The organism is Bartonella sp. AP11XZML (genome assembly GCF_042196445.1).
In the GTDB taxonomy this organism is placed as follows: domain Bacteria; phylum Pseudomonadota; class Alphaproteobacteria; order Rhizobiales; family Rhizobiaceae; genus Bartonella.
Genome location: NZ_JBHIQF010000044.1, coordinates 26,176 through 38,904, shown reverse-complemented (window position 1 = coordinate 38,904; position 12,729 = coordinate 26,176). Strand labels below are relative to the sequence as shown.

General features: G+C 35.1%; 9 protein-coding genes and 1 pseudogene. 6 read left to right on the top strand and 4 right to left on the bottom strand.

All coding sequences use genetic code 11. The features are described 5' to 3' along the window. Positions 1-254 precede the first annotated feature (254 nt). Positions 255-398 carry a hypothetical protein gene (locus tag ACFIMG_RS05060; protein ID WP_273790383.1) on the bottom strand — a complete coding sequence of 48 codons (144 nt, stop codon included), beginning with the start codon at positions 396-398 and terminating at the stop codon, positions 255-257. A 235-nt stretch (positions 399-633) separates the two neighbouring features. On the opposite strand from ACFIMG_RS05060, the gene ACFIMG_RS05055 reads away from it, so the two are divergent. Next, positions 634-1,377, top strand: coding sequence for a 16S rRNA (uracil(1498)-N(3))-methyltransferase (locus ACFIMG_RS05055; RefSeq protein ID WP_375678285.1), 744 nt, complete (start codon positions 634-636; stop codon positions 1,375-1,377). A 68-nt stretch (positions 1,378-1,445) separates the two neighbouring features. Further along, a complete protein-coding gene (locus ACFIMG_RS05050; protein WP_375678284.1) occupies positions 1,446-2,819 on the top strand; it encodes a glutamate--cysteine ligase in 1,374 nt (457 codons plus the stop codon). A 983-nt stretch (positions 2,820-3,802) separates the two neighbouring features. On the opposite strand, the pseudogene ACFIMG_RS05045 reads toward ACFIMG_RS05050, so the two are convergent. Then, positions 3,803-4,401, bottom strand: a pseudogene (locus tag ACFIMG_RS05045) (type ISP restriction/modification enzyme); the annotation flags it as partial. A gap of 817 nt (positions 4,402-5,218) precedes the next feature. On the opposite strand from ACFIMG_RS05045, the gene ACFIMG_RS05040 reads away from it, so the two are divergent. Then, positions 5,219-6,574, top strand: a complete 1,356-nt coding sequence (locus ACFIMG_RS05040; protein WP_375678283.1) for an L-cystine transporter — start codon at positions 5,219-5,221, stop codon at positions 6,572-6,574. A 7-nt stretch (positions 6,575-6,581) separates the two neighbouring features. Here ACFIMG_RS05040 and ACFIMG_RS05035 read toward each other — a convergent pair whose 3' ends face one another. Continuing rightward, positions 6,582-7,460, bottom strand: coding sequence for a methyltransferase (locus ACFIMG_RS05035; protein WP_375678282.1), 879 nt, complete (start codon positions 7,458-7,460; stop codon positions 6,582-6,584). Positions 7,461-7,655: 195 nt separating this feature from the next. On the opposite strand from ACFIMG_RS05035, the gene ACFIMG_RS05030 reads away from it, so the two are divergent. Both ACFIMG_RS05030 and grxC read left to right on the top strand, forming a co-directional pair. After that, positions 7,656-8,441, top strand: a complete 786-nt coding sequence (locus ACFIMG_RS05030) for a ComF family protein (protein ID WP_375613539.1) — start codon at positions 7,656-7,658, stop codon at positions 8,439-8,441. 47 nt (positions 8,442-8,488) lie between these two features. Further along, entirely contained in the window at positions 8,489-8,743 is a 255-nt protein-coding gene (grxC, locus tag ACFIMG_RS05025) for a glutaredoxin 3 (RefSeq protein WP_375675394.1), read from the top strand. A gap of 20 nt (positions 8,744-8,763) precedes the next feature. Here grxC and ubiG read toward each other — a convergent pair whose 3' ends face one another. Next, the gene (ubiG, locus tag ACFIMG_RS05020) at positions 8,764-9,507 is read right to left on the bottom strand and encodes a bifunctional 2-polyprenyl-6-hydroxyphenol methylase/3-demethylubiquinol 3-O-methyltransferase UbiG (protein ID WP_273790390.1); all 744 of its coding nucleotides are present in this window, start codon (positions 9,505-9,507) and stop codon (positions 8,764-8,766) included. A gap of 189 nt (positions 9,508-9,696) precedes the next feature. Here ubiG and ACFIMG_RS05015 point away from each other — a divergent pair, with 189 nt between their 5' ends. Next, a complete protein-coding gene (locus ACFIMG_RS05015) occupies positions 9,697-10,953 on the top strand; it encodes an aspartate kinase (protein WP_375650702.1) in 1,257 nt (418 codons plus the stop codon). The last annotated feature ends 1,776 nt before the right edge of the window (positions 10,954-12,729 follow it).

Genomic DNA, 12,729 nt, shown 5'->3' with positions numbered 1-12,729 from the left:
CCCTTAAAAACTCTTTGAAAAAAAATAAATTGGTACAAAACCTAGTGGCAAAATATACAAAACCCGCTGGCAAGCTACAATCGCCCTCTACGTTATAAGCGTGGTTGGTATGTCGATAAACGAGTGAAGAGAGGAAGAACAACGCTTCTTATAAAATCTTTCAAATACAAGAGATTCATAATATTGATGCAAATCTTAGAAGGCTGCTAGCAATATTTTGTTGCACTAAATTTTTAAGGGATGGCGGTCAGTGCTTATTGAATCGCAGAAGAAATACCATAGCCATCTTTGGTAATTGTATGCTTCCCGTCGGCTCCAACAGAACCAATTCCCACTGTAATCAAAATAAAGGCTAAGAGGGTTGTAATCGTAATAATTGTAGCTTTTTTAGCAGACATATTTTTCCTCCACGGATGCATCAATGACTGAATGCAAAGATGAATGGTGCATTATTTAAACTTTTATGAAAGCAGAATCACTTAAGGATCTATAAGTTCCTATTATTATCTCATAAAGCTAAAAAAACTCTATAATTCTTTAATATATTATAGTTCTATAGATATAATTTTTTCTTTTTGCTATATATTTTTCTTCATTTTCTCGATGACGATAGTGAGCATTGGCAAAATTTTTATGCGCATAAATTATAAACTTAAAAGATTATTTATCCGACAGACATTGGCTTTGAATGAAGAAATAAAGATAGAGGGGGCACAAGCTTCTTATCTTATGCATGTTTTGCGTATGAAAGAAGGAGCAGAAATTTTACTTTTTAATGGACAGGATGGTGAGTGGCTTGCTAAACTTATCACTGTTAAGAAAAAATTTGTTGTGGTTCAGCTTATCCATCAAGAAAGATTACAAACGACGCATTCCAATCTTATTTATTGCTTTGCTCCACTCAAAAATGCGCGGTTGGATTATATGGTGCAGAAAGCTGTTGAAATGGGGGTATCGATGTTGCAGCCTGTTATAACGCATCATACGCAGGTTACGCGTATCAATATGGCGCGTATGGAAGCCAATGTTATTGAAGCTTCTGAACAGTGTGGAATTTTATCTCTTCCTGAATGCGTATCGGCTCTATCATTAGCAGAACTTTTAGCACAGTGGGATGAGACACAGCCTTTATTCTTTTGTGATGAAGAGCATAAATCGCATAATCCATTACCTTCTTTTAAAAAGCGTGACGTTACAACACCTGGTATTCTTATTGGACCGGAAGGTGGCTTTAGTGAAGAAGAGCGGAGCTTTTTAAAAAAACATCCTTTTGTGGTTCCAATATCACTAGGTCCGCGTATTTTACGCGCTGACACTGCCGCTGTTGCTGCTTTGGCTCTTCTTAATGCTACCGTGGGGGATTGGGCAATGGATTGAGAAGTCTGTAAAATCATTCTAAACAATTTATTTAAGATGATGATACCAATTATAGGATACGGTAAGTTATGGTGCTTGATATAACTGATGAAAGTGAAATTTATGACTTAGATTCTTTGGTTAGCTATTTCCAAGGGGGGTATAAAGCAGAAGATGATTGGCGCATTGGTACAGAACATGAAAAATTTCCGTTTTATAGAGATGGTTTTCACCCTGTTCCTTATGAAGGAGAGAGGGGAATTCGAGCGCTTTTAGAGAGGATGCAAAGCGCTTTAGGATGGAAACCTATTTTAGATGAAGAGAATATTATTGGGCTCGTAGGATCAGTTGATCAGGGAGCCATTTCTTTGGAACCTGGGGGACAATTTGAATTATCTGGTGCACCATTAAAATCAGTAAGCCATACATATTACGAGTTGATGGAGCATTTAACTCTTCTCAAAAAAATTGCAGAACCATTAGGTATAGGTTTTCTAGGTCTTGGAGCTAGTCCAAAGTGGACTTTAGCTGAAACGCCGCGAATGCCTAAATCACGTTATCAGATTATGACTGATTATATGCCTAAAGTGGGGTATAATGGTCTTAATATGATGTATCGCACATCAACAGTTCAGGTTAATCTTGATTTTTCATCTGAAAGTGATATGCGGCGAAAAATGCAAGTATCCATGAAGCTACAGTCCATTGCAACGGCATTATTTGCAAGTTCACCTTTTACAGAAGGGCGCCCAAATGGCTTTTTGTCATGGCGTTCTGAAATTTGGCGTAATACGGATAATCAGAGGACAGGCGTTCTGCCCTTTGTATTTTCTGAGCGTTTTGGTTTTGCTGATTATGTTGAATGGGCCCTTGATGTTCCAATGTATTTTGTTGTGCGTGATGGTCGTTACTATGATTGTACACACATAACGTTTCGTCAGTTTATGAATGGAGCATTAAAAGGACAAGTTGCAAATTCAATTCCAAACATGGGAGATTGGATTAATCACTTATCAACGTTATTTCCTGAAGTCCGCTTAAAAAGATTTTTAGAAATGAGGGGAGCTGATTGTGGTTCTTGGAAGCGCATTTGTGCGTTGTCGGCTTTTTGGGTTGGGCTTCTTTATGATAGGGAAGCACTTAATGAGGCAGAGGCTTTGACAAAAGATTGGTGTTTTGAAGAAGTTTTAGAGTTGCGCCAACGTGTTCCTAAAGAAGGGTTAAGAACTCCTTTTCGTCAAACTATTCTTTTAGAGTTAGCACGTCAAGCTCTTGCTATTGCTCGTAAAGGCTTAAAAAATCGCAAACAGTATGATACGAATGGTTTTGATGAAACAAATTTTCTTAATCCTTTAGAAGAGGTCGTTGCAATGGGACAAACAGATGCTGAAAAATTTTTGTCCCATTACTATTCTATTTGGAATGAGTCTGTAGAACCTTTATTTTTAGAATGTGCCTATTAAATTTGAAGCAAAGATACTTCCTACTTTTTTTAAAATACATATCACCGTGGTGGTTCATTCACTCATTTGCTCTAGAGAGCATATCCTATCTTGCTTTTAACATTTCTCATAACGGAAAGGATACAATCCAAAAATTTCTTGGGGAGTGTGATTTTTATACCCAATAATATCACGATATTTCCGTAATCATAATGTTGTCCCTTTGTACAAAAGATAGTTCATAAGAGATAAAGCTTATTATCAAACATTTTTTATTCACTTGGCTAAGCCTACTTATGAATAGGTCTGAAAATAATATTTTTTACTTTTAAAAGGGATAAAAAATATAATTTGCGGTTAATAGTCAATTATTATAATTCAATATACGATGCTTATATGAAAGAGTATTTTATTATACAAAAATTACGATATCAATCTTTCAGTGCGCTAAAAAGACAGTAGAAAAAATACCGATAGATCTATGTATGTATAACTCAATTTTATTTTTATAAAAAAAAGAAATATATTATGTAAATAGATAGAAATAAAGATTATTATATATATAATGAATGTGTTAATTACATCATTAAATATTGATAAATAAAAAATATTATCTTCATAGAGTTATATGAAATTATAAGCTATTCATAGATAAGAAATAACTATTTGTATGCAAAGGGGTATTATATTAAAATACTATTATTCTTGATAAAGAGGCACGAGATAAAGAGATTGAATTTGCAACGAATGAGTGTTTGAATACGCACAAAAATTCAAAAAAGCACAACATTTCTATAGCAGAATAATCTTTATCAGTATGAGCGCAACTTATTATAGGCAATTAATTATCCCCATACATTATAAATCTACTGTAAGACTGCTTTTAATGCTTTAAACTGTACTATTCATAAAATTTATAATATTTGTAGGCTTAAAGCCTCTCATTTTAATCATATATTCTCAGTCTTTTCCATTGTTTTCATTATCTAGAAATTTGTAATCGTCTTTGCTATGCTCTCACTAGGATAAGCAGCTTTAAAATGTGCTCGTCCTTCATCCGTAATGGCATCACGCCTCTGTAAATCAGCTGTTGTGTTTTCTTCTGTAGAATTCGTAAACAAATGGGATTGTTTTTCATCATGAACAGTTACAGAGATTCAACGTTTTTATAAAGATACCGTGGAAAGCATTGACCTGTATCTATTGCATCTAGATTAGGCAAATTCTTAGCTATCAATACAGAAAAAACGCTTCGTGCTCCTATGCCTGTAATTTGTATCATCCTATTTTCAACTTTTTGTCCTATCAGGACTATACGAGGCATTTGGTAAATTCCATCGTTGAGATTCCGATTATAATAAAACCACTGTTGCGTAAAAGGATGATATGAACTCTGAGTGAGGCATGCCTCTTCAAATTCAAAAACCTTTCCTCTTATTAGTTCTTGCGTAACATTATAACTCCAACTTATCTTTTTTATATCTAAAGTGACAAAATTATTTACAGCATGTGCACGTGTTGTTCGATCAGCATATGAATAGGTATCGTTAAAACGTTTTACTGCGCTATTATAAAAAGCAATCATATTATTTATATTTGCTGCTCAAGCTCCGCCCTCCAATGTTGCGACAGCTCTTGCATTAAGATGTTTCATAAGAGGTATTTCTACTCCTTTCTTATACATTTTTACCCATACGCCAGCCTCGCTTGTGACGTGCAAGCAAATGATTTTTATTGATTCAAGATAAACAGGTTTGAAATGAGAGAATCTTACGTTATTCGGAACTCTCATTTAATATGCAAAACAGTAAATTATCATTATAAATCAATTCCTTGTCTTTCAATAGGCATTGTGGCTTTCAAAGCCTTTTTTATGACTATAAAAAGAGTTTTGAAAAATAAAAAAGCTTTCATTGAGAGTAAAGAAAGAATGTATAAAAAGTATTTTCAATAAAATAATTATATTTGAAGTGCTGATCAAAGCTATTGAGAGTGCAGTCCATAAAATGAGCAGAAGTAGCTTGTTGGTGTATTTTCTAGAAAAATCATGAATGTTCGATTGTTAATTCATCCTTGCTTGGAAAGCTTGTTTCAGTTCAAATAGAAAAAGAGAGTGGTAAGGAGATTTATAGAATAAGATATGCTGTAATTATTCAGTATTAAGATGCAATGAATGTTGCTTATATTTCTCTTTTTTAACTATTTTATGAGAGTGAAAATTTAAAGAATAAAAAAATAATTTTATTTATTTTCTTTAAACAGTTATTAGTAGATAAAAAATTCTCTTTTAATCTATAAATTAAAAAAATAATGATTTTGTAAAAGCCTTGTAAGCTTTATAGGTTAATTTTAAATATCATGCATTGATTTTGAATTATGCAGATTATTTATGTCAACCATAATAATAGTGAGCATAGACAATGACATTTAATTTTTTCGTCAATTTATTTCTATTTGTTATTTTTTTATTATTGGTTTCTCAAAGTAAGAAAATGCAATGGAGTCTTTCACTACGTGTTATGCTAGGGCTTATCCTTGGCTTGATTTTTGGAAGTATTTTACAGTTTGTTTATGGAGAGGGTGAAGGCACTTTATTGAAATCCGTTGAATGGTTTAACATTGTCGGTGAAGGCTATATTTTATTGTTGCAAATGATTGTTATGCCACTGGTTTTTGTCTCTATCGTTTCAGCGGTTGCTCATTTACATTCTGTTTATGCTGTTGGAAAGATGAGTATAATAACAATTTCAATATTGCTTTTTACAACGGCTCTTTCAGCATTGGTTGGCGTGCTTGTGGTTAATTTCTTTGGATTAACAGCAAATGGTTTGGTGCATGAAGGGCAAAATGTCTCTGCTATTCTTGAAGGTCATATTTCTCAACTTGGAGATATGAATATACCAAAGATGATTTTTTCTATGATTCCTAAAAATCCATTTGCTGAATTGAGTGGAGCTAAACGTACGTCAATTATCAGTGTTGTGATTTTTGCGTCATTTTTAGGTGCAGCGGTTCTTCTTTTAAAGAAAGATGAGCCAGAAAAAGGGGAAAACGCGCTTTTATTTATTCAAGTGGCACAAGCGTGGATTATGCGGTTAGTCCGTATTGTGATTGCTTTGACGCCTTATGGTATTTTTGCACTTATGACGAAAGTAGGAGCAATATCGCGTATTGCAGATATTTTAAATTTACTGGTTTTTATTATTGCTTCTTATGTCGGTATTATTTTAATTTTTGGAATTCATGGTGTATTGCTTGGTATTTCTGGGGTTAATCCCTTTCGTTTTTTCAAAAAGGTTTTACCAGTTTTAACATTTGCTTTTAGCAGTCGTTCAAGTGCTGCAAGTATTCCTTTGAATATTGAAGCGCAAACACAGTGGATAGGTGTACCACAATCCATTGCGAGTTTTGCAGCTTCTTTTGGGGCAACAATTGGACAAAATGGTTGTGCTGGTCTTTATCCAGCGATGCTTGCGACCATGATTGCACCCTCTATGGGTATTAATCCTCTTGATCCTACTTGGATTGCTACGCTTATTGGTGTTGTAACGTTGAGTTCTATTGGTGTTGCTGGTGTGGGGGGAGGTGCTATTTTCGCTGCATTGATTGTGTTACCAATTATGGGGCTTCCTGTTACTTTGGTTGCTGTACTTATCTCTATTGAACCGCTAATTGATATGGGACGTACTGCTCTAAACGTGAGCGATTCAATGATAGCTGGAACGGTCACCAGTCAAATATTACGGACAACAGATAAAAGTATTTTTAAAAAATAATTTTAGATCATATTTTTTTGGGCTGTAAAACATCTGTAAGAGATATTTGCGCTGAACCAGGTTGGAGGGGTTTTTGTTGATTGGGATGAGGAGCCCAACCAGAGAGCCAGAGGAAAGAAAAATGTGCACGAATACGTCCATCAGGATCACTAAATCGTTGTGCATAGATTTCAGCTGCGCGGAGAAAAAAGCGTTTGGATACAGGGTGTCGTGAACGATTGATGAGTGCATTTTGCATTCCCATAGCTTTAAGATCGTGCATAAGGTCAAACATTGTATTATAACGTATTGTGATATCTTCAACGTCTGCTACAGGCAGGGCAAAGCCAACACGCTGTAAAAGAGCGCCTGCATCACGAATGTCGGCAAAAGGGTAGACCCTAGGGCTTGCTCCATCATAAATTTCACTTTCAGCTTGCAGCAGGCTTTCTCGCAATTCTCTTAATGTACCAGCTCCTGCCATAACAGCAAGAAATAAGCCATCTGGTTTAAGAGTATTTTTTATCTGGCTTAGAACACCAGGGGTATCATTGGTCAATTGTAATGAAAGAAGTGAAACAATAAGGTCACAGTAACTTTGAGGTAAATCAAGAAATTCTCGATGACGTAAATGAAATTTTTTATCATGGCTTTGATAAAGCGGATCGGTTTCAATGCGTTCTATAGAACAAACTTTTCCAGATTTCATTAAAGCTTGCGCAGCAAGGTCTGTATGGCTGTGTAAATCGAGAGCTAATGTAAAGAGGCGATCAACAGTGCTAAGGCGTTTATAGAGATCTTCTGCCATGTGAGAGAGTAAAAAGTCACATCCTTTTTTTGCTTTTTGAAAGGCACGTTTTCGGAATTGTTCAATGCGGTTATGATCAAAAATTAAAGGATGCGACATATTGTAGAACACTTTCGATCTATGAAAGAATATATTTTGAAAAGGTTCATTATTTGTGCAAGCTCTGTCAAGTTTATAATATGAAAGAAATAAATTTATAGAAGGTAAGAGTTTTTAAAGGAATTAAAATTATAAGTTGAGGAAATACAAAGGAACTTTTGTTCTGAGGGAAACTTGTAAAAGCCTAAATTTATAATGTTGTATTTTCGAGAAGCGGCGTTAAATAGCGGGGATATACTAAGTAAGTTCGTTGAACGCTTGAAAACGATGCTTTATCCACCAATTTGTCCTGGATGTAAGCAAAATGTTTCTACTTATGGTACGATTTGCTCCGAATGTTGGAAAGACCTTCAATTTATTACGAAACCTTATTGTCCTGTTATGGGGACTCCTTTTGTTTGTGATATGGGGGATGGTTTTCTTAGTGGTGAAGCACTCCGTAATTCCCATCCTTTTTCACGTGTTCGCTCAGTCATTGTTCATAAAGGGCTTGCACGAACTTTAGTAACGCGCTTAAAATATGGTGATCATATAGAATTGGCATCATTTATGGCCAATTGGATGATGTTTGCTGGACGCGAGGTTATTGATGATTGTGATGTTATTATTCCCATTCCATTGCATTTTCGTCGTTTTTGGGAGAGGCGTTATAATCAATCTGCTGAGCTTGCACGTTATATTGCAGCATCACAAAAAAAGCTTTTAAAACCGAGTTGGCTTGTTCGTTGTCGGCATACCCGTCCGCAGGTTAGTCTTTCTTCAAGAGAGAGAAAACTTAACGTAAAAAATGCTTTTAAGGTTTCGCATAAAGTTAAAAAATATCTCAAAGGATGTTCTGTTTTGCTGATTGATGATGTATTTACAACGGGTGCAACAGTTACAGCAGCTGCTGCTGCATTAAAAGATGCAGGTGCACGACAGGTTGATGTGCTAACATTTTCGCGTGTTCTCAAAGAAGATTCTATTTTTCCCTCTTCTTAAGAGGAATTTAAAATGAATATTATTAAAAAACATTGGAGGATAATACTATGAAAGAGATAATAATTTATACACGCCCTAACTGTCCTTATTGTACAAAAGCACGTGATTTTCTTAATAAAAAAGGCGTAAAGTATACAGATATTGATGCTTCCACATCCCTTCGCCAAGAAATGGTACAGCGTGCAAATGGACGTAATACATTTCCACAAATTTTCATAGGTGATTATCACGTTGGCGGTTGTGATGATCTTTATGCTTTAGAGGCTGAGGGAAAGCTGAATTCTTTATTACAAGGCATATAATATTTGTAAATTACATATCCTTACGACCTTTTTGCGAGAAGGAGATAGTTAACACCCATGTCTTTTGAGCGATTCCAGCTGTCGTTTAAAGGGTTATAAGTAATACCTATCTCATCAATGACAGTCAGAGCGTTTTTTGATAAGAAATTTTTAAGTTCTAGAGGTTTTAGGAATTTTTTATAATCGTGGGTTCCTTTAGGAAGCCAACGTAGAATATATTCAGCGCCTACAATAGCAAGCCCCCATGCTTTCCATGTGCGGTTGAGTGTTGAGACAAACATCAACCCTTGTGGTTTCAACATTTTTGCTGTAGCTGCTATGAAGAGATTAACGTCAGCGACATGTTCAACAACTTCCATATTAAGGATAATATCAAATTTTTCTCCTTCATTGGCAAGTACTTCTGCTGTCGTCGTGCGGTAATCAATGGAAAGGTCATTTTGAGCAGCATGGGTTTTTGCGACTTCAATATTTGTTTGTGCAGCATCAACGCCTACAACCATAGCACCAAGACGTGCCATTGGTTCAGATAACAAGCCTCCTCCACAGCCAATATCAAGAATTTTCAAATTGTGAAAGGGCGTAAGTGAAGAAGGGTCACGATTAAACTCTAAACAGATTTTTTCTCTGATGTAAGCAAGGCGTGTTGGGTTAAATTGGTGAAGAGGTCGAAATTTTCCTTGTGGATTCCACCATTCTGTAGCAATACGTGAAAAATGATCAATTTCACTTTGATCAATAGTCGTTTGTGTTTCATCGATCATTTTGCTTTCCTTTTATTTTTAATGATCAGGTCAAGTAGATTTTATACAAAGTCAAGAGAAATTAATATAATCATAATGAAACTTGCACAAATGATAGATATTCGCTATGTCGAGAAAATGGTTAGTTGATACAGCATCTAATTCTCATTACTGTTTGAGATAAGAGATGTAAAGGTAAGAGTGTTATTAATGGCGCGCATTGTCATGAAATTTGGTGGAACATCTGTAGCAAACATTGAATGTATTCATAATGTTGCACGGCATGTCAAAAGAGAGGTTGATGCAGGCAATGAGGTAGCCGTTGTTGTATCTGCGATGGCTGGTAAAACAAATGAACTTGTTCAGTGGACAAGTGATGCTTCCTCTATGCATAGAGATGCTCGTGAATATGATGTTGTGGTTGCTTCTGGTGAACAGGTTACGTCAGGTTTGTTGGCTTTGACACTTCGAGAAATGGGGGTGAATGCACGTTCATGGCTTGGTTGGCAAATTCCTATTCATACAGACAATGCGCATGGCCGTGCACGTATTACTAATATTGATGGATCTTTTTTAATCGAGTGTTTTCAGGAAGGTCAGGTTGCCGTTATTGCTGGTTTTCAGGGGTTATCTCCGGATAACCGGATTTCTACCTTAGGGCGTGGGGGATCAGATACAAGTGCTGTTGCTATAGCAGCGGCTGTACAAGCTGATCGCTGTGATATTTATACGGATGTGGATGGTGTTTATACAACGGATCCACGTATAGAGCCGAAAGCGCGTCGTTTACCAAAAGTAGCTTTTGAAGAAATGCTAGAAATGGCTTCTCTTGGTGCAAAGGTTTTACAGGTTCGTTCTGTTGAATTGGCAATGGTTCATAAGGTTCGTACCTTTGTGCGTTCAAGTTTTGAGGATCCTGATGCGTTAGGCATGGAGGATCCAATGAGTTCTTCTGGAACACTTATTTGCGATGAGGATGAAATTGTGGAACAACAAAATGTTACTGGTATTGCTTTTGCTAAGGATGAAGCACAAATTTCCCTTCGTCGGCTTGCCGATCGTCCAGGGATTTCGGCAGCAATTTTTGGTCCCTTGGCTGAAGAAAGCATTAATGTTGATATGATTGTGCAAAATATTTCTGAAGATGGCTCAAAAACTGATATGACTTTTACTGTACCATCATCAGATGTAGAAAAAGCCGTTACACTTCTTGAAAAGAATCGCAAAGAAATTGGATTTGATGTTCTCCAGTTTGAAAGCGATCTCGCCAAGGTATCTGTGATTGGTATTGGAATGCGTAGCCATGCAGGTGTTGCCGCTACAGCATTTAAGGCTTTGGCTGAAAAGGGTATTAACATTCAAGCAATTACGACCTCAGAAATTAAAATTTCTATTTTGATTGATAGTGCTTACACTGAACTTGCGGTTAGAACATTACATGCTGTTTATGCACTTGATAAGGGATAAGTATTTTTTAGTTTCAACAGAGTTTCAATAACGTAAAGCTTTAATATATATTAATAATTTTTGTTAAGGATATTTATATTTTTAACTTAAATGGAATATTTAATACAGCAGGACTCTCTCATTTTAAACTTGTTCATGATGAATTTAAAATGGTCACTTATACATTACAAGAGAAAGATGTTTGGGTAAAAAACGGTTTAAGAAGGGATAAAAAATATGCCGTCTATAGACGTTTTAGAGCCTATAGAGAGGGATGGAGAAGTCTTTACGATAAAAGCCTTAATAGAACTAAGGAACAATGCACTGCGTTTATTCAAAAGATGCATGTTACATGAGGGACAGCCCCGTCAATACAGATTTAATATTATAAATCTTAGAGAAATTAGAGCTCATTAGATTAGTGACGGAATTACCAAAATAGAATTGATGATGTATTTTCTAGAGATGTTTAGTTTGTCATCAAATGATTGTTTATGACTTTATGTATATCTTGAAAATTTAATTTTTTCCGTATTACGAGGCAATAAAAAAATATATCTCTATAGATAATATTTATGTTGCACTATAAGTTATAAAATTACTATATCTTATGCGTTTATAGCTTCTTCAGAAGTACTTTTCATAAAATCATGTAAATATAGATCAAAATTAATGATAATGTTATAGTGTGTTGCTTTTATGATTTTATTACTTAAATTTTTTTCATGTTTATTTCTCTTTTTTGAATTATGATTAAGATTTTCAAAGTTTTCGATACCTCCATATGTTCTTTAGGTTAACTTTCTTCCCTTAACTACTCTATTATAAGTATTTTCTGTGTGATACTGCCAATCATGCATGAAATACATTATTTCGTTTTTGCAGTATATCATGCTAGTTTTTTATCATGTTTACATATTTTGCAAATGGTGGTCTTTGTAAGTAAAGCTCTTCTTGTGAGAAATATAGCCATATTATTTTACTCTTCTTGTATTTTATGTAGCGTTGTATAAATTCGAAAGTCTCGGAAATATTGCTTTTTAAATTATCTATGAAGAGTATTTTATGGTATCAAGAAATATAGAGCGACCTCTTTAAACAAAAAGAAAATAAATATCAAATAAGAGCGGGAAAAGGGGAGAACAACGATATATATGCTCTATTTTCCCACCAATCATATGTTTTAGAATAGTCTAAATGACTAGGGGTTTCTTTTTTCCCGCGAGTTAATTACGTAAACTAGAGCGCTCCCTATGGAAGCATGCTTCAAGTTTAATTCTTTCATGGAGTGAGACAAGCGATGTGTCGATGATAAAAAACGGGAATATTTTTCCACTCCATTGTCAATCTAGTAGTGATGTTATGACGTTGTTATTCCAAATAAATCTTTTGTTTTTTGTCACCTGTATCAATATCTAATGTCAGTGCAGATGCATATTTGATGGTATATTGAGACGGATAAGGGGCCTACGAGCAACTCCTGTTTTTGTATGCCAGATAGGAATAAGGATGTTGCGTATACCTGGTGGGGTAATTTCTGAAATGGAGATAAAACCTAATTGGGTGAGAATATGAAGCCATAAAAGTGAAAACCAACTTCCATTTTACAACTTCCTTTTAATTCTGCTTTACAACTTTCAAAGGCATTGACAGCAATATCTTTTAAATAATGGATATTACACATTGGTTCACGTTTTTGTTTATTGCGTTATTTAAATCGTATATGCCTTTCACGTAAAACAAAACGCTATTATAGTGCCAATTTACGCGCTTGTTTTGAAGAAATATCTCTCTCCC

Coding starts and splice junctions, on each gene's coding strand:
- ACFIMG_RS05060 (WP_273790383.1), bottom strand. CDS start 398: ATGTCTGCTAAAAAAGCTACAATTATTACGATTACAACCCTCTTAGCC.
- ACFIMG_RS05055 (WP_375678285.1), top strand. CDS start 634: ATGCGCATAAATTATAAACTTAAAAGATTATTTATCCGACAGACATTG.
- ACFIMG_RS05050 (WP_375678284.1), top strand. CDS start 1,446: ATGGTGCTTGATATAACTGATGAAAGTGAAATTTATGACTTAGATTCT.
- ACFIMG_RS05040 (WP_375678283.1), top strand. CDS start 5,219: ATGACATTTAATTTTTTCGTCAATTTATTTCTATTTGTTATTTTTTTA.
- ACFIMG_RS05035 (WP_375678282.1), bottom strand. CDS start 7,460: ATGTCGCATCCTTTAATTTTTGATCATAACCGCATTGAACAATTCCGA.
- ACFIMG_RS05030 (WP_375613539.1), top strand. CDS start 7,656: ATGTTGTATTTTCGAGAAGCGGCGTTAAATAGCGGGGATATACTAAGT.
- grxC (WP_375675394.1), top strand. CDS start 8,489: ATGAAAGAGATAATAATTTATACACGCCCTAACTGTCCTTATTGTACA.
- ubiG (WP_273790390.1), bottom strand. CDS start 9,507: ATGATCGATGAAACACAAACGACTATTGATCAAAGTGAAATTGATCAT.
- ACFIMG_RS05015 (WP_375650702.1), top strand. CDS start 9,697: ATGGCGCGCATTGTCATGAAATTTGGTGGAACATCTGTAGCAAACATT.